This window comes from Streptomyces sp. NPDC002676, assembly GCF_053592455.1.
Genome location: NZ_JBSFVT010000005.1, coordinates 383,654 through 399,425 on the forward strand (window position 1 = coordinate 383,654; position 15,772 = coordinate 399,425).

A 15,772-nucleotide genomic window follows, 5' to 3' on the forward strand; every position below is an offset into this window, starting at 1 on the left:
ACGGGATATCGCCGGGGTTCAGGTCACCACGGCCAGAACCGCCGTCAACTGCTGGTAGCCCCCACTGTGGTGGCGGACGGTGAGGGTCACGCGCGTGCCGGGGCGGGCGCGGGCGACGGCGCGGGCGAGGTCGGCGGCCGAGTCGATGCGCGTGCTGCCGAGCTGTAGCAGGACGTCCCCGCGGACCAGGCCGGCCGTGTAGCCGGGGCCGGGCACGTGGACGCCCACCACCAGGGCGCCGGCCTTCTGCGCGTCGACGGCCTCCAGGCCCAGCGTGGCCGCGGACACCGCCCGCGCGGGGCCGGGAGTGGCCCTGGTGGGCAGCGCGGGCGGCGGGTTGTGGCGTTGCAGGTCGGCGAGCTTGCCGAGCCCGATGACCGTGGCGCCGACGGTACCGACGCCGACGCCGGAGAGCACCAGAACGGTGCCGATGAACAGGCCGAACAGCAGCGTCCTGAGCCGCCGGCCGCGCCTGCGCGCCCCGTGCGGGCGCCGGACGGGGACGGGGACGCCGCCCTCCCTGCGGTCCTGGCCGGGCATGGGCTTGGGACGCAACACAGTGTGTTCCATGGTTCGCTCGCCTCCGACTGGTGCTCTACCCGGGGCGCCCGGCCGTGACGAGACACGAACGAGTGAGACTGGCCGGAGGGCGGCGGAGGGTAGCCATGAGGACGGGGGCTCAGCCGCCGGTCAGCCGGCGCACCACTTCCGCCGCGGCTCCGGCGGGCGTGCCGCCGTACACGAGTTCCGTGCGGTGCACCAGGCGCGGTGCGGTGAGCGGGACGGCGGCCGTGCCCGGGACGCCGGTGGCCGTGGTGTGCGGCAGCAGGGTGAGGCCGTGCCCGGCCGCGGCGAGGGCGGTGAGGGTGCGCACGTCGGTGCCCTCGTAGCGCAGTCCGGGGCGGAAGGCGCCGCCGCCACCCGCCACGCGCAGGTGGGCGAGCGGGAGGGCCACGTCGGGGGCGTCCAGCCAGCGGGCGTCGGCGAGGTCGCCGAGGCGCAGGCCCGGCCGGGCGGCGAGGGGGTGTCCGGCGGGCAGCAGCACGCTGACGGGTGCCTCGGCGACGCCGTGCGTGGTCAGCGGTGCCACGTCGGGCAGCCGCAGCGGATCGCTGGGCGCGGCCAGCCCGTCGACGAGTCCGAGGTCGGCGGTGCCGGTGGCGACGGCGGCCGGGATCTCGTCGCGGGCGAGGACGCGCAGGGTCACCCCGGCCCGCGGGAGGGCGGCGAGGACGTGCGCGGCGAGCGCGGTCGGCGTGGTGGCGAGGGTGAGACCGTGGGGCGGTGCGGCGGCCATGCGGACGACGTCGGCGCGGGCCGCGTCCAGGCGCAGCAGCAGCGGCCCCGCGTGCTCCAGGAGCCGCTCTCCGGCTGCCGTGGGCGCGACCGGCCGCCGGGTCAGCAGCGGTGCGCCCAGGTCCTGTTCGAGCGCGGCGATGTGCTGGGACACCGCGGACTGGGTGTAGCCCAGCTCGCGCGCGGCCTCCGAGAAGGAGGCGAGGCGGGCGACGGTGACGTACGTGCGCAGCAGGTGCGGGTCCATGCGGACGAGGATCCCATGTGCATCAGCAACGCTTATCAACAGTCCAGGAATCATCGTTGGACGTGAACGCGGGGGCCCGCGGAGGATGAGGGCCATGACGAACACCGCCACCATCGCCCTGGTCGGGGACCGCTCCCCGAACGTCGTGTCGCACACCCGGATCCCGCTGCTGCTGGACGCCCTCGCCGAACGCGACCGCCTCGTGCTGGACGCCTACTGGATCCCGACCGAGGACGCGGAGGCGGAGGGCGCGGTACGCGGCTTCGACGCCGTGTGGGTGCTGCCGGGCAGTCCGTACCACAGCGAGGCAGGAGTGCTCACGGCCGTCCGGACCGCGCGGGAGGAGGGCATCCCGTTCCTGGGCACGTGCGGCGGCTTCCAGCACGCGCTGCTGGAGTACGCCCGGAACGTGTGTGGGCTGACCCGGGCGGCGCACGCCGAGAACGACCCGGGCGCCGAGGAGCCGCTCATCGAGGCGCTCGCCTGTTCCCTGGTGGGCCACGAGGCCGCGGTGGTCCTGGAACCGGGTTCGCTCGCGGAGTCCGTCATCGGCTCGGCGCGCACGGTCGAACGGTACTTCTGCGCGTACGGCCCCTCACGCCACCTCGACACACTGAGTGCACACGGGCTGCGGTTCTCCGGGCACGACGAGGACGGGCAGGTCCGGGTCGCCGAACTGCCGGGCCATCCCTTCTTCCTGGCCACGCTGTTCCAGCCGGAGCTGGCCGGCGACGGCTCGCGCCCGCACCCTGTCGTACGGGCACTGGCGCGAGCGGCGGCCGGGCATGCGGCGGCGCGGGCGGTTCAGGCCGTGTGACCTGCATGCTGTGGCCGGAGTGCCCTGGGCGTCGCCGCTGATGATGGTGTTCCCGGTCCAGCCGTCGTTGCCGCCGCCCGTCCTGGCGCCGTGCAGGTGGGTCACCAGCTACTCCTCACCGGGACGGAGTACGGGCGGACCGGGCAACTGGCGACTCCGGTCAGCCGAGTGCCGGCACCGGAACGGCGGGGGCGCGGTCGGGCAGGAAGCCGTGCGAGCGGCGGCCGAGCCACTCGGCCCTGTAGCGGTCGACGTTGCGGTGCCAGTTCAGGATGCCCGCCAGCCAGTTCTGCAGGTCGGCGACATAGCCGGCCAGAGCGGCGCGCGCCTTGGCCGGCAGCGCGAAGTCGTCGTAGAGGACCGGCAGTTCGTTGGCGATGACGTGCTCGAACTGCTCCATGCGCTGGGTCATCAGATCGTGGACGACGGCGAGCGCGGCCGGGTAGTCCACGCCGAAGAAGTTCTGCACGACGAGGATGGCGTTGTGGATCTCGCCCTCGTACTCGATCTCCTTCTGGTACGAGAAGACGTCGTTGAGCAGGCAGGCGTAGTCCATCGCGGCGTTCTCCAGGGAGCGCACCGGCCCGCTGCGGTACACCTCGGGCGGGATCGCCGGGCCCTGGCCCGTCCGGGCGAGGCTCAGGGTGAGGTCGGAACCGAAGGTCGAGCGCCGCATCTCCAGGTAGTCCACGGGGTCGGGGACACGGTTCTGCAGCTGGTTGGAGAGTTCCCACACCCAGCTCTCGGTCATGGTGTCCACGGCCGCCTTCAGGGTGCGCCGCTGGTCGGCGCTCATCCCGGCGGTCGTGCGCGCCCACAGGTCGATCAGCCCGCGTTCCATGGCGTTGACGGGCACGAGGGGCGGCTCGCCCTCGACGGGCATGCACCGCGACAGCCGCTCGGTGGTCAGCCGGGCGGCGGCGAGGTCGCGCCGGTGTCCGTACACCAGCGGGTAGTAGTCATCACCGTAGGTCCCCCAGGCGAGCCACTGCGCGCTGAGGCCGAGGGCCTCGCAGGTGGCGTCCGGGTCCAGACCGGCGGAGCAGAGCGCGAGGTCGGCGGCGGCGAGCTTGTCCTCGTCCCAGACGCCCTCCTGGAGGATGCCGATCCGGTGCGACCACGCCAGGAGGTTCGCGCGGGCGTCGTCGAGGTGGGGGCTCAGCTCCAGCCTGAAGGGCATGTGGAAGTCGGGCAGCCGGGAGGGGCCGACCTTCTGGTACGGCACGTGGGAGTGGGCGCGCAGTCGTTGCTGCGCGGCTGTGGCGAGCAGCGCGCCGATGTCGGCGGCGGACAGTCCGGGGCCGCTCGGGATCTGCCAGGGCGAGCTCGCACGGGCGCCCTGGTTCATGTAGCGGCTGGAGCGCAGGTGCCATTCGTGGCCGCCGGACTGCCAGTCCTGAAGTCCCTTGGTGTAGGCGGCGACCGCCGCGGCCTCGGCCGGGCCGAGGCCCCGCTCCAGGGCGACGGCGGGCACTTCGGTGAGCGCGGTGTGCTCGAACTGGTGCAGCCGGGAGGTGAGGACGTCGTTGACGGTGTCGGCGGCCTCCTGGGTGGTGCAGCCGAAGAACTTCTCCAGCACGAGCACGCCGTTGCTGTTCTCGCCCTCGTCCTCGACCTCGCGCTGGTAGGAGAACAGGTCGTTGCGCAGGTGGACCGCATCGGAGAACGTCTCCATGAGCACCCGGAGCGGCCGGGTGCCGGCGACGGCTGCGGGCACCTCGGCGGTGGCGTACTCCACGAGCCCCGCCGACCAGGGGGCGCCGCCCACCTTGCGGCGCATCTCGATGTACTCGACCGGGTTGGCGATCCGGCCCTCGTTGATGTTGGACAGCTCCCACAGGGACTCGTTGAGCAGGTGCTCGGTGGCGACGGCGAACCGGCGGCGCCAGTCCACTGACATCGCCGGCACCGTGCGCTGCCACAGGTCCTTCAGTCCCGCCTCGACGGGGTTCTCCGGTTCCGGTACGGGAGTTGCGAGATCCAGGGGCATGAACAGCGGGAGGCGGTCGAGGTGGGCCTTGCCGGCGGCGCGGTCCTGGGTGCGCTTGAACATGTCGAGGAAGTGGTCGTCGAAGAAGAACACCCACACGTACCAGTCGGTGATCAGCGAGAGGGCGGGTCCGTCGCAGTCGGGGTGGGTGTAGGAGCACAGGAGCCCGTAGTCGTGCGCTTCGAGGTCGGCCTGGTCCCAGATCCCGGAGCCCTCCAGCATGCCCATCTCGCGCGCCCACGCCGTCGAGTGGGCGCGGGCCTCGTCCAGATGCGGGTTGAGCCGCGCGGGATACGGCATGTAGAAGTGCGGGAGTTCGAACGGCTGCGTCATGGGCGGGGCCCTACCCGTGCCCTCGGACCCCCATCCCCGACGCGGGACATGATCACACCATCGCGTGAACCGGGAGCGAAACCGGGAACTCCCTTCTGAATGTGTGGCGTTGACGCACACAGCAGCGCTCGTACCCTCCTCCGCGCTCGTACCCTCCTCCGGGCTCTTGCCGAGCCCCCGCGCGCGGGCCAACGTATGCGCATGACCTCCTTCGTGCTGCCCCATGAGGTGCACGGCGACGGCGCCCACAAGGTGTTCGCCGTGCACGGCTGGTTCGCCGACCGGACCGCCTACGCCGCTGTACTGCCGGACCTCGACCGCACCGCCTTCACCTACGCGCTGGTCGACCTGCGCGGCTACGGCGAGGCCCGGGACACGGCGGGCTCCTTCACGACGGCAGAGGCGGCCGTGGACCTGGTGGAGCTGGCCGACCGGCTGGGCTGGGAGCGGTTCTCGGTGATCGGGCACTCCATGGGTGGCGCGGTGGCGCAGCGGCTGCTCCGCCTCGCCCCGCACCGGCTGCGCCGGATCGTGGGCGTCTCCCCCGTGCCCGCCTCGGGGATGCCGCTGGCCGGCGAGCAGGCCGCGCTGTTCACGGACGCGGCGCACCGGCCGGAGAACCGGCGCGCGATCATCGACTTCACCACCGGGAACCGCCGGCCCGCCGCCTGGCTCGACCGGATGGTCGCGCGCTCGCTGGAGCGCAGCGACGCGAAGGCGTTCCGGGCCTGGCTCGACTCCTGGGCGGGTGACGACTTCCGCTCCGACGTCGAGGGCAGCGAGGTCCCGGCGCTGGCCGTGGCCGGTGAACTGGATCCGGCGCTGTCGCCGGCGGTCATGCGGCAGACCTGGCTGTCCTGGTACCCGCGCGCGCAGCTCAGCGCGCTGCCCGGCGCCGGGCACTACGCCATGGACGAGACCCCGCTGGAGCTGATTTGCACCGTGGAGGACTTCCTGCGCACGGACGAGCCGGGCGAGGCGGCCCAGGCGGCCGAAGCGGCCGAGGGCGAACAGGCGTGAGCGTGCGCGAGGTCCCGCCGGTGCCGGACGTCTTCGACCCGCGCCGGTACGCGGCCGGGGTGCCGTACGCCGACTACCGCGTGCTGCGCGACCACCATCCGGTGGCCTGGCAGGAGGAGCCAGAGGTGCTCGGCTGGCCGGCCGGGCCCGGGTTCTGGGCGGTGACCCGGCACGCCGACGTCGTACGCGTGCTCAAGGACTCGGCGACGTACTCCTCGCACCTGGGCGCGACCCAGATCCGGGACCCCGATCCGGACGATCTGCCGTTCATCGGCCGCATGATGCTCAATCAGGATCAGCCGCACCACGGGCGGTTGCGGCGGCTGGTGAGCCGGGCGTTCACGCCCGGCCGCATCGACCGGTTCGCGGACGTCGCGCGCGAGCGGGCGCGCACGCTGCTGGCAGGGGCACTCGCTCAGGCACGCGCGGGCGACGGCACGGCCGATCTGGTGGCCGCCGTGACCGATGAGTACGCCCTGCTCAACCTGACCGACTTGCTGGGCGTTCCGGACAGCGACCGGCGGCTGCTGCTGGACTGGACGCACCGGGTCATCGGCTACCAGGACCCGGACGAGGCCGGTACCCCGGTGCTGGACGAGGCGGGTGAGCCGGTCAACCCGCGTTCGCCGGCGATGTTGGCCGATATGTTCGCCTACGCCCGACAGTTGAGTGTATACAAACGACAATATCCCGCCGACGACATCATGACGACCCTCGCCCAGGACCCCGAACTCGCCGAGGGCGAGCTGGAGATGTTCTTCTTCCTGCTCACGATCGCCGGCAACGACACCGTGCGCAGCGCGGCACCCGGCGGGCTGCTGACACTGGCGGAGCACCCGGAGGCGTACGAGCTGCTGCACGCCGGCAAGGTCGGCATACCGTCCGCGGTCGACGAGCTGCTGCGCTGGCATCCGCCGGTGCTGACCTTCCGCCGGACGGCCGAGCGTGACACCGAGCTGACGGGGCAGCGGATCCGGGCGGGCGACAAAGTGGTGGTGTTCCACGCCTCCGCCAACCGGGACGAGCGCGTCTTCACCGGCCCCGGCCGGCTCGACCTCGCCCGCACACCCAACCCGCACGTCTCCTTCGGGGACGGCCCGCATGTCTGCCTGGGCGCGCACTTCGCCCGGCTGCAACTGCGGCTGCTCTACGAGGAGGCGCTGCGCGTGCTGCCCGCACCACGGCTCGCCGGGCCGCCCGGACGGCTCGTGTCGAACTTCATCAACGGCCTCAAGTCACTGCCCCTGCACCTCGCTTGACGGGCTCACCTGGATCAGCGCGTGCGTGCCCGACGTACGCCAGCCCTGCCCTTCCGCCGCGGCCAGGGCGGCCTCGGTGTCCGCGGACAGGCCGGTGACGACGTCGGACTTCAGGGTGCGCAGGGCGGCGACCGGGCCGGGGAAGCAGGCGGTCGCCCACTGGAAGGAGGTGGTGGGCGGCCACATCCGGTCGCCCACCAGGCGGCGGTAGTTGAGGTCGCCCTTGACGACGGTCAAGGCGGCCGAGCCGAACTCGGCGCGCAGATCGTCGGGCAACTCGGCGTACGGCAGCGGGGCGCAGGAGAAGGGGTGGGCGCGCAGGGTGAGGCGGCCGTCGGCCGTCGCCGCCCAGAGAAGGCGCCCGTACTCGGCGGCGGCGCCGGGCGCGGCCCGGATCCGGTGCAGGGCGTCGATCACGTCGGCGGTCGTGGCGTCGGAGACGTAGTACGGGTACGGCTTGATGTGCAGCACCGCGCGCGCGATCCGCCCCTCGGCGAGGAGGTGGGCGATCAGGAGCAGGTCGGGGATGAGTTCCCGGCCCGCGTTGTCCGCGACGAGGCAGAGCGTGCCGGTGCCGGCGGGCGGCAGCAGGGACCACAGGGTCTCGCTGTCGTCGGCGACCAGTCCGGGGACCGGCTCCCCCGCCTCGGCGCCGACGGCGGAGAGCCGGAAGCCGAGGTCCGCGCGGTTGCCCCACAGCGAGCCGTGCAGCAGGGCGCGGGCGCGCTCGCGCTCCGGCCGGTCCCGCAGTTCGTCGAGCGCGGCGAGTTCCTCGTCGGTCTCCGGGGCGTCGAGTTCGGCCCGTTTGAACGGGCGGAACGGGTCGATGCCCTGCCAGGCGCCCGGCCCGAAGTACCCCACGGCGTCCAGCAGCCGGCGGTAGAAGTAGCTCTCGGACCACAGCCAGGGCACGTCGAACCAGGACCGTCCGACGTAGCCGTCCAGGCCCCAGTCGCGCCAGTGGTCCCGGTCGGGCTCGTCGTCGGCAAGGGGCTCGATCACGCCGTCGGTGCAGCTTTCGAGCAGCGCGTCGAGCGCGCCGTACTGTGTGGGGCCGTACGGGAAGGCGTCCCTCACCTGCCGGATGATCGCGGGGTGCCGCTCGGCCAGCACGCTGTACGGGAAGGAGCCGGGCTCGTTGCCGAAGATCTCGGGCGCGAGGAGGGCGTCGGGCATGCCGTCACCGTATCGCGCGAGTCAGGCGGCTCTGGTCTCCCGCTCCAGCTGCGTGGCGAGCGTCAGATAGCGGGGGCGGCGGGGCACCGGAACCACACCGCGGATCATCAGATGCCACATCTCGGCAACCCTGCGGGGCAGCCGGCCGACCGGCTCGACGGTGCGGCCGGCCACGCGGGTGCCTATGAAGAAGCAGACGAGGGAATGGGCGACGGCGCCCGTGTCGATGTCGGAGTGCACGTCGGCCTCCTTCACGGCGGCCCTCAGTTTCCGTGTGGCGAATTCCAGCCACTCGAGGAAGGGATGCGTCACGTCCGGCTTCACGGCGATGTCCGCGGCGGCCAGGCGGAGTCCGGCGCGCGGCACCGGGTCGTCCACGGCGAGCCGGGCGATCCCGAAGGTGGTGCGCATCAGGGACTCCAGCGCGGAGCAGCCACGGCACTCGGCCTCGGCCACCACCCGCTGCGCGGCTTCGGCGTGCAGCTGCAGGATGGCGCGCGCCAGGTCCTCCTTGGCCGCGAAGTGGAAGTACAGGGCGCCCTTGGTGATCTTCGCGTGGCCGACGATGTCGCTCAGGCTGGTGGATTCGTAGCCGTGCCGGTCGAACAGATCGGCGGCGGCCGTGATGATCGTTGCCCGGGTCTGCTCAGCGCGCAACTGCCTCGCCATGATCGGACCCCTCCTCGCGACATCAACCGACGGGACATGCGGTTTGTTTTAACCCCTCGCATACGATAACTCACCGAACGGCAGGAGGGGTTCCCGGTGCCGGAATCCATGACAACGATGCACCGTGGCGTACGCGACACCCGCTCACGAGCAAAGATCCACAAGTGGACGGCGTCAGAACCCGCTGCCGCCTCAGGACTTGACCGGTTCCGGAAGCCCTCGGGCGGCAGCGCTCCGCATCCGTGAGGGCCTCTGCGCGGGGCCGAGGATCCACTTCCCGACGGGCCGCAGGCGATCACGAAACCAACTTACCAGTCGGTTTCTCGCGATCCTGGCCACAGAACACTGCAAAACGCACAATAACGCTCCAGAACAGCAGGACGCCGGACACGAACTGGTCGTGTCCGGCGCGGTGTTCTGTCAGCTCAGGAGCTGGACGCTGCTGTTACGGCACTCAGTTGACGTAGACCTGAGCGCCGCCGGTGGTGACGGGGGCGTACTTGGCGCTGAAGTAGGCGCTGGCGAAGCACAGCGACGAACCCGAGGTCTTGTTGAACTGCTGGTTGGAGAAGGTGATGCTGCCGTCGGCGTTGCCGGCGGTGCCGTTCAGGCCCGACCCCTGGTAGACGCAGGTGACGGTGCCCAGCAGAGTGCGCAGCGAGACCGTGGCCTGGATGCTGGAGCCGGCGGGCGGCGTGACCTTGAGGGTGCCGTCGGAGGCGACCGTCGCGCCGTAGGGCAGGTGGTCGATCGTGATGCCGTTGACGCCGGTCACGCCGGTCACGTTACTCGTGCACGAGGCGGGGTCGAAGGTGTGCGCGGTGACCGACTCGGTGGCGGTGCCGGGCGCCGTCGGGTTGCTCGTGACGGTCGCGGTGAACTGGGACTTGGTGCACTTGATGCCGCTGGTGCCGGTCGGGCTGGAGTAGAACGTCGCCGAGGTGCCGGTGGCCAGCGGTGCGGTGACACTGGCGCCGACCGCGACGGCGGTGCCGCCGACGCTGCCGGTGGTGAGGACCGCGCTCGCCGCCGAGGCGGGGGTGGCCACGGTGAGCGCGAGCGCGCCGGCGGTTGCGGCGAGGACGAGTAAGGAACGCGTACGCATGCGGGTGCCTCTCTCTTCTGAGGTGGGGTGAAGTGAGTGGGGGGTGGCGGGCTTGCGTGCGATGCCGTCGTCGCCGGCCCGTGACGCCTTCTCCGTGCGCGACGGGATGGGCGGCGACGGCAGACCGGACACCTGCCGCAGGTCTCCGGAGGAGGGCCGGCGGCAGGGCCGGACGAAAGGGGCGGCCGGACGGGGGCCGCCGGGGAAACGCGACCGTGGCGACCGTGCCGAAGCCGAGCCGATGCGGAGCGGTAGCTGGAAACGCGGAGCGGTTGCTGCAAGAGGGCCGGGAAAGCGGCCGGTGCCGCTCGGCGGATCCGGCGCCACGGATCCGGTGAAACAGGGAGAGTTGTAGACCTGATCAACCATCAGCGTCAAGGACTGTAAGGCGAGTTGATGCAAGAAGATGCCGCTCGCGCATATCCCGCACCCTTTTTCCACAACTCCCTTGACCCCTCAAAGTAACCGGCGGTAACTTCCTGAAGGCTACTGTCGCGTAACCTGAATCCCTTTGCATCCACCGGGAGTTGTGAGGGGGCGTGCGCGACAGCCGCAGTCCGCGCCAGGACATTCGCGCCACTGAAGCCCAACCCGCATTGACCTATGCCCATGGGAGCAGACATGGCCTCGTCCTCGGACGTCCCGTCCACCGGCAACACCCCCGACACCCCGGACAGCGATGCAGCGTCCGAAGCCCTGAGAGCCTCCGAGTCCGGGGCCGCCACCGCCGGCGGCGTAAGACGCGGACGGGTCCGGGCGCGCCGGGCCGCGGTGATGGCGGTGCCCGCCACGCTGGTCGCCGCGGGCCTCGCGGTCCTGACCGCGCAGGGCGCGCTCGGCGTGCAGTTCGCGATCTCCGGCATGCCGTTCACCGTCACCGCGACCGACCTCCAAGGCACCGGTTTCGAGCAGTTCGGCGGGCTCGACAACATGGCGGACGGCAGCCCCAACGCCGGGGACACCGGCGGACAGGTGCTGATCGTCACCTCCGCGATCAAGAACGCCACTCTCACCAAGCTGTGCCAGAGCGTCGACCTCGGCGGCACCAACCTGCTGATCACCGCGGGCAGCGGCGACAGGAAGGTGACCGCGAGCGACCTCACCACCGACTCGACCGAGCTGTCGGGCGACGCGGCGTTCAACAACATCGAGATCGGCAACGACGCCAGCACGCTCGACAAGGCGAACGCGAAGGGCCCGATCGGTGTCTTCAGCCAGCAGGCCGACACCGTGCACATCGCCAACCTGCGGCAGACCAACTACGCGACTACCGCTGGTGTGTTCAAGCTGCCCGGGCTCAAGCTCCGTTTCAGCGGCTCGGGTTGCTGAGCCGATGCCGGACCGTCCACGTCAGGGACTGAGGCCCGCCTTCCGCGGGTGGCGGGCCCGCCGGCCGTTCTGGGGCGGGCTGCTGCTGGCCCTGGGCGGCGGCGAGATCCTGTTCACCGAGAAGGCCTCGATGAAGGTCGTGATGCACATCGGCATGCAGGGCCTGGCCGGGTATCTGCTGCCGGGCCTCATGCTGCTGCTGGGCCTGCTGATCCTCTTCAACCCCGCCCAGCGGCTCTTCTACTCCATCACCGGCGTCCTGCTGTCCCTGGGCACCTGGATCACCTCGAACCTGGGCGGCTTCCTCCTCGGCCTCCTCTTCGGCGTCATCGGCAGCTGCCTCGCCTTCGGCTGGCTCCCCGACCAGGAACCCCGGGTGAGCCGCCGCAAACGCCGCAGGCCGGCGCGCGCGGCGGCCACGCAGTTGGCGGCAGAGGCCGCTCAGGCCCCGGTGGCCGGCGGATCCTGAGGTGTGCTGTCAGCCGTCCTGCCTCGGTGTCAGCCGAGCCCGGCGGTCCGCAGCCAGGCCTTGGCGACGTCCAGCGGGTCCTTGTGCTGGGTCTGCACCTGGGTGTCGAGGTCCAACAGGGTCGTCGTGTCGAGCTTGGCCGAGACGGCGTTGAGCGCGTCGATCCCCTTCTTGGGCAGGTCGCCCTTGTGGACGAGCGGCAGGACGTTCTCGAAGCCGAAGAGGTTCTGCGGGTCCTGGAGGACGACGAACTGCTCCTTGGCGATGGTCGGGTCCGTGGTGAAGATGTCCGCGACCTGGACGGCGTTCTTCTTCAGCGCCTCCTGGGTGAGCGGGCCGCCCGCGTCGAGCGCCTTGAAGGACTTGAAGTCGAGGCCGTACACCGACGTGAGGCCCTTCAGACCCTGCTGCCGGGCCTGGAACTCCGGCGAGGCACCGATGACCAGGTCCTTGGCGACGCCCTTGAGGTCGGCGATCGAGGAGGCCTTGGTCAGGTGGTACTTCAGCGCGGTGTCCGCGTTGACCGTGACCGAGTCCTTGTTCTGCGCGGGCGCGGGCTCCAGCACGGTCAGCTTGGCGTCCAGCTTGCCCTTGATGGCGGAGGTGGTCTCCTCGACGGTCTTGGGGGCGGCCTTGCGGTCGAGGTAGGCCAGCAGGGCGCCGTTGTACTCGGGCAGGACCGAGACGGAGCCGTTCTGGAGCAGTTTGTAGGTGGTCTCGCGACTGCCGATGTTGGGCTTGTAAGTGACCTTGATTCCCTGGGCCTTGAGGGCCTCGCCGTAGATGTCCGCGAGCAGGATGCTCTCGGTGAAGTTGTTGGATCCGACGACGACGCCGCCGTCGCTCTTCTGGGAACAGCCCGTCAGCAGGGCCGTCACCGCCACGAGGGCGACAGCCGCCGCGCCCCGGCTCCTCCGAATGGACCTTCTGCTGTGGGTCGTTGAAGTCACCCACTGATCCAAACCGGGCAGATCTCGGTCAGTCAAGGGTTCCAGGTCACCAATTGGCCTCGATTCAAGGTCAGTTGAGCTTGGGATGGAACGGTTCCGGATCCGCGCCCGTCCGTCATCCGCTCCTGCGCACCCCCGGTGAGACCGCGGCCCGGGACACCGCCCAGAAGACCGCGAGGGTCGCCAGCGCCAGCCCCGCGACCAGGGTGGCACCGCCGATCACCTGCTCGTAGTCCCGCTGGTAGAGGCCGTCGATGATGAACCGGCCGAGGCCGCCGAGGCTGACGTAGGCGGCGATGGTGGCGGTGGAGACGATCTGGACGGCCGCCGTGCGCAGGCCGCCGAGGATCAGCGGGAGCGCGACCGGCACCTCCACCTGGAACAGGATCCGCGGCTCGCTCATGCCCATGCCCCGGGCCGCGTCCACCGGGGACGGGTCGAGGGAGCGGAGCGCCTCGTAGGTGGTGACCAGGACGGGCGGTACGGCGAGCACGACCAGCGGGATCATCACGGGCAGCAGGCCGAACCCGATCCAGATGAACATCAGCACCAGCAGCCCGAAGCTGGGCAGCGCGCGCCCGGCGGTGGCGAGCAGCGAAAGGGCGTTGCCGCCGCGCCCGTAGTGTCCGGTGACCAGGCCGACGGGCAGTCCGATCGCGGCGGCGATCGCGAGGGCCTCCAGGGAGTACAGGACGTGCTCGACGAGCCGGGCGGGGATGCCGTCGGAGCCGTGCCAGTGGGCGCCGTCGCTGAAGAAGGCGTGGGCGTAGTGCAGTACGTTCACCGGGTGGCACCCTTCCTCGGCATCCACGGGGTCAGCAGCCTGCGGACCAGGACCAGGGCGGCGTCGGCGAGGATCGCCAGGACCGCGGTGGTCAGCACGGAGTTCACGGCGAGCTCGGGCCGGTGGTAGATGTTCGCGTCGTAGAGCATGTTGCCGAGGGCGCCCTGGTTGCCGATGAGCATCCCGACGCTGACGAGAGAGATGCTCGACACGGTCGCCACTCTGAGTCCCGCGATGATCGCGGGTACGGCGATGGGCAACTGCACCTGGAGATAGCGCCGTACGGCCCCGAAGCCCATGGCCTGGGCGGCGGCGAGGGTCTCCGGCGGCACCGAGCGGACGCCGTCCACGATCGCCGGGACCAGGACGACGAGGCTGTACACGGCGAGCGGGATCATCACCGTGGTCTCGGACTGGCCGGTGTAGTCGATGAGGACGACGAAGAAGGCCAGCGAGGGGATGGCGTAGAGCACGGTGGTGACGCCGAGGACGGGCGGGTAGAGCCAGCGGAACCGCACGCACAGCTGGGCCACCGGCAGCGACAGCAGCAGTCCGGCCAGCACCGGCAGCAGGGCCTCGCGCAGGTGCAGGCCGATCAGGCCCACGTACGTGTACTGGAGGTCGCTCGGCAGGTCGAAGAAGCCGTTCATCGCACGGCCTTCGCGTCCGGGCGGCCGGCCGCGTGGGCGGCGCGGATCGCCTCGCCGATGGTCTGCTGGGAGACGACGCCGACGGCGTGCCCCGCCTCGTCGACGGCCACGGCCCAGCCGGTCGGCGAGAGCACCGCCCCGTCGAGCGCGGTGCGCAGCGAGTCGGTGCCGGGCACGAACGGACGGCCACAGGGAAGTAGTTGCTCCCGGTCGATCTCCCCGGCGACGAGCCGGTCCGGCTCGCCCCAGCCGAGCGGCCTGCCGTCGGGGTCCGTGACGAGCAGGTAGGGGGCGGCGGTGTGGGCGGTGAGCCGGTCGGCGCTCGCGTCGACGGAAACCATCGGCGCGGTGTCCAACTGCAGGCCGGCGGACGGGAAGAAGGACAGCCGGCGGATGCCGCGGTCGGCACCGAGGAAGTCCTCGACGAAGGCGTCGGCGGGAGCGCTGAGCAGTTCGGCGGGGGGCGCGAACTGGGCGAGCGTGCCGCCGGTGCGCAGCACCGCGACCATCGTGCCCAGCTTGACCGCCTCGTCGATGTCGTGGGTGACGAAGACGATGGTCTTGCCCAACTCCTCCTGGATGCGGAGGAGTTCGTCCTGAAGTCCCTTGCGTACGACGGGGTCGACAGCGGAGAACGGTTCGTCCATCAGCAGGACCGGAGGGTCGGCGGCGAGCGCGCGGGCCACGCCGACGCGCTGCTGCTGGCCGCCGGAGAGCTGGTACGGGTACCGCTTGGCGAGCGCGGGATCGAGCCCGACCCGCTCCATCAGCTCCGCGGCACGGGCCCGTGCCTTCTGCTTGCCCCAGCCGAGCAGGCGGGGCACGGTGGCGATGTTGTCGAGGATGGTGCGGTGCTGAAAGAGACCGGCGTTCTGGATGACGTAACCCATCGACCGGCGCAGGGAGTTGACCGGCTGCTGCCGGATGTCGACGCCGTCCAGGAGGATGCCGCCCTCGGTGGGCTCGATCATCCGGTTGATCATCCGCAGGGTCGTGGTCTTGCCGCAGCCGGAGGGCCCGACGAGGACGGTGATGGCGCGGTCCGGTATATCCAGCGACAGCCCGTCGACCGCCACCGTGCCGTCCGGGTACCGCTTCGTGACTGCATCTATCCGTATCAAAACGCCGAATGCCCTTCGGTGTTGGCAGCGCCTGAGCCGTTGCCGGGAGAGTCTAGACGGCACGTGTTACGGCACCTCGGCGGGCGAGCGGCGTGATCCGCACGACGGCGCGGATATCGTGTGGCACCGGGTCGGTGGGCGATCTTCGGAGGGCGGTCTTGGCACAGGGGCGGGTGTGGGACACCGTGGTCGCCGAGCGGCGCGTGCTCGGGGTCGTGCACAACATCACCTCCGCCACGCGGCTGTTGGACCTGCTGGCGCTGTTCGAGGGGGACAGCAGGGTCGATGTCGTGTTCTCCTGCACGCAATCCTCGGCGCTGGATGCGGGTGTGTGGGAATTCCTGGAATCCCGGGGCATGAAACACGTGCCTTGGTCCGAGGCGGTCACCCAGGATTTCGACCTTGCCATCGCGACGAATCGGGGCGGGAGTCTGCACAAGCTCCGATTCCCTCTGATCGGAACGCCGCACGGCGCTGGCTATAATAAGAAAATCAAGCCGGGAGCCGGGAGCCGGGAGCCGGGAGCCGGGAGCCGGGAGCCGGGGCTTTCGGGCTGA

Annotated in this window: 16 protein-coding genes; 6 read left to right on the plus strand and 10 right to left on the minus strand. The window is 71.0% G+C overall.

Annotated elements, in window-relative coordinates; translation table 11 throughout:
• Window positions 1-18 precede the first annotated feature (18 nt).
• Complete coding sequence (locus tag ACWD3E_RS17715) at window positions 19-570, minus strand: PDZ domain-containing protein (protein WP_451388454.1); 552 nt, start codon at window positions 568-570, stop codon at window positions 19-21.
• Window positions 571-679: 109 nt separating this feature from the next.
• Entirely contained in the window at window positions 680-1,543 is an 864-nt protein-coding gene (locus ACWD3E_RS17720) for a LysR family transcriptional regulator (RefSeq protein WP_451388455.1), read from the minus strand.
• A 94-nt stretch (window positions 1,544-1,637) separates the two neighbouring features.
• Between ACWD3E_RS17720 and ACWD3E_RS17725 the strand changes: the two genes are divergently transcribed.
• Window positions 1,638-2,360 carry a CTP synthase C-terminal region-related (seleno)protein gene (locus tag ACWD3E_RS17725; protein ID WP_451388456.1) on the plus strand — a complete coding sequence of 241 codons (723 nt, stop codon included), beginning with the start codon at window positions 1,638-1,640 and terminating at the stop codon, window positions 2,358-2,360.
• A gap of 160 nt (window positions 2,361-2,520) precedes the next feature.
• Here ACWD3E_RS17725 and cyc2 read toward each other — a convergent pair whose 3' ends face one another.
• Complete coding sequence (gene cyc2, locus ACWD3E_RS17730; RefSeq protein ID WP_451388457.1) at window positions 2,521-4,683, minus strand: germacradienol/geosmin synthase Cyc2; 2,163 nt, start codon at window positions 4,681-4,683, stop codon at window positions 2,521-2,523.
• Between the two features lie 201 nt (window positions 4,684-4,884).
• Here cyc2 and ACWD3E_RS17735 point away from each other — a divergent pair, with 201 nt between their 5' ends.
• Both ACWD3E_RS17735 and ACWD3E_RS17740 read left to right on the plus strand, forming a co-directional pair.
• Window positions 4,885-5,703, plus strand: a complete 819-nt coding sequence (locus ACWD3E_RS17735) for an alpha/beta fold hydrolase (protein WP_451388458.1) — start codon at window positions 4,885-4,887, stop codon at window positions 5,701-5,703.
• A complete protein-coding gene (locus ACWD3E_RS17740) occupies window positions 5,700-6,962 on the plus strand; it encodes a cytochrome P450 (protein ID WP_451388459.1) in 1,263 nt (420 codons plus the stop codon). The genes ACWD3E_RS17735 and ACWD3E_RS17740 overlap by 4 nt, the downstream gene beginning before the upstream one ends.
• Here ACWD3E_RS17740 and ACWD3E_RS17745 read toward each other — a convergent pair.
• From ACWD3E_RS17745 to ACWD3E_RS17755, 3 genes are all read right to left on the minus strand, one after another.
• Window positions 6,939-8,138, minus strand: coding sequence for a damage-control phosphatase ARMT1 family protein (locus ACWD3E_RS17745; RefSeq protein WP_451388460.1), 1,200 nt, complete (start codon window positions 8,136-8,138; stop codon window positions 6,939-6,941). The genes ACWD3E_RS17740 and ACWD3E_RS17745 overlap by 24 nt on opposite strands.
• 21 nt (window positions 8,139-8,159) lie before the next feature.
• Window positions 8,160-8,807, minus strand: a complete 648-nt coding sequence (locus ACWD3E_RS17750) for a ScbR family autoregulator-binding transcription factor (protein ID WP_451388461.1) — start codon at window positions 8,805-8,807, stop codon at window positions 8,160-8,162.
• 454 nt (window positions 8,808-9,261) lie between these two features.
• Window positions 9,262-9,912 (minus strand): Tat pathway signal sequence domain protein, encoded by a 651-nt coding sequence (locus ACWD3E_RS17755; protein ID WP_451388462.1) that lies wholly within the window; start codon window positions 9,910-9,912, stop codon window positions 9,262-9,264.
• Window positions 9,913-10,533: 621 nt separating this feature from the next.
• Between ACWD3E_RS17755 and ACWD3E_RS17760 the strand changes: the two genes are divergently transcribed.
• Together ACWD3E_RS17760 and ACWD3E_RS17765 are read left to right on the plus strand one after the other, a co-directional pair.
• The gene (locus ACWD3E_RS17760; RefSeq protein ID WP_451388592.1) at window positions 10,534-11,241 is read left to right on the plus strand and encodes a DUF6230 family protein; all 708 of its coding nucleotides are present in this window, start codon (window positions 10,534-10,536) and stop codon (window positions 11,239-11,241) included.
• A 4-nt stretch (window positions 11,242-11,245) separates the two neighbouring features.
• Window positions 11,246-11,710, plus strand: a complete 465-nt coding sequence (locus tag ACWD3E_RS17765) for a DUF6114 domain-containing protein (RefSeq protein ID WP_451388463.1) — start codon at window positions 11,246-11,248, stop codon at window positions 11,708-11,710.
• A 29-nt stretch (window positions 11,711-11,739) separates the two neighbouring features.
• Here ACWD3E_RS17765 and ACWD3E_RS17770 read toward each other — a convergent pair whose 3' ends face one another.
• The 4 genes from ACWD3E_RS17770 to ACWD3E_RS17785 all read right to left on the minus strand — a co-directional run bounded on the left by ACWD3E_RS17770 (window position 11,740) and on the right by ACWD3E_RS17785 (window position 15,215).
• The gene (locus ACWD3E_RS17770) at window positions 11,740-12,660 is read right to left on the minus strand and encodes an ABC transporter substrate-binding protein (protein WP_451388464.1); all 921 of its coding nucleotides are present in this window, start codon (window positions 12,658-12,660) and stop codon (window positions 11,740-11,742) included.
• A gap of 115 nt (window positions 12,661-12,775) precedes the next feature.
• A complete protein-coding gene (locus ACWD3E_RS17775) occupies window positions 12,776-13,444 on the minus strand; it encodes an ABC transporter permease (protein ID WP_451388465.1) in 669 nt (222 codons plus the stop codon).
• On the minus strand, window positions 13,441-14,094 hold the full coding sequence (locus tag ACWD3E_RS17780; protein WP_451388466.1) for an ABC transporter permease: 654 nt from the start codon (window positions 14,092-14,094) through the stop codon (window positions 13,441-13,443). Before ACWD3E_RS17780 ends, ACWD3E_RS17775 begins: the two co-directional genes overlap by 4 nt.
• Window positions 14,091-15,215, minus strand: coding sequence for an ABC transporter ATP-binding protein (locus ACWD3E_RS17785; protein ID WP_451388467.1), 1,125 nt, complete (start codon window positions 15,213-15,215; stop codon window positions 14,091-14,093). Before ACWD3E_RS17785 ends, ACWD3E_RS17780 begins: the two co-directional genes overlap by 4 nt.
• A gap of 158 nt (window positions 15,216-15,373) precedes the next feature.
• Between ACWD3E_RS17785 and ACWD3E_RS17790 the strand changes: the two genes are divergently transcribed.
• Window positions 15,374-15,772: a hypothetical protein gene (locus tag ACWD3E_RS17790; protein WP_451388468.1), complete on the plus strand. Its 399-nt coding sequence runs from the start codon at window positions 15,374-15,376 to the stop codon at window positions 15,770-15,772.

Bases quoted from the DNA above. Each gene is read 5' to 3' on its own strand.
- ACWD3E_RS17745 (WP_451388460.1), bottom strand. From the start codon at position 8,138: ATGCCCGACGCCCTCCTCGCGCCCGAGATCTTCGGCAACGAGCCCGGC.
- cyc2 (WP_451388457.1), bottom strand. From the start codon at position 4,683: ATGACGCAGCCGTTCGAACTCCCGCACTTCTACATGCCGTATCCCGCG.
- ACWD3E_RS17780 (WP_451388466.1), bottom strand. From the start codon at position 14,094: ATGAACGGCTTCTTCGACCTGCCGAGCGACCTCCAGTACACGTACGTG.
- ACWD3E_RS17755 (WP_451388462.1), bottom strand. From the start codon at position 9,912: ATGCGTACGCGTTCCTTACTCGTCCTCGCCGCAACCGCCGGCGCGCTC.
- ACWD3E_RS17720 (WP_451388455.1), bottom strand. From the start codon at position 1,543: ATGGACCCGCACCTGCTGCGCACGTACGTCACCGTCGCCCGCCTCGCC.
- ACWD3E_RS17715 (WP_451388454.1), bottom strand. From the start codon at position 570: ATGGAACACACTGTGTTGCGTCCCAAGCCCATGCCCGGCCAGGACCGC.
- ACWD3E_RS17750 (WP_451388461.1), bottom strand. From the start codon at position 8,807: ATGGCGAGGCAGTTGCGCGCTGAGCAGACCCGGGCAACGATCATCACG.
- ACWD3E_RS17760 (WP_451388592.1), top strand. From the start codon at position 10,534: ATGGCCTCGTCCTCGGACGTCCCGTCCACCGGCAACACCCCCGACACC.
- ACWD3E_RS17725 (WP_451388456.1), top strand. From the start codon at position 1,638: ATGACGAACACCGCCACCATCGCCCTGGTCGGGGACCGCTCCCCGAAC.
- ACWD3E_RS17735 (WP_451388458.1), top strand. From the start codon at position 4,885: ATGACCTCCTTCGTGCTGCCCCATGAGGTGCACGGCGACGGCGCCCAC.
- ACWD3E_RS17765 (WP_451388463.1), top strand. From the start codon at position 11,246: ATGCCGGACCGTCCACGTCAGGGACTGAGGCCCGCCTTCCGCGGGTGG.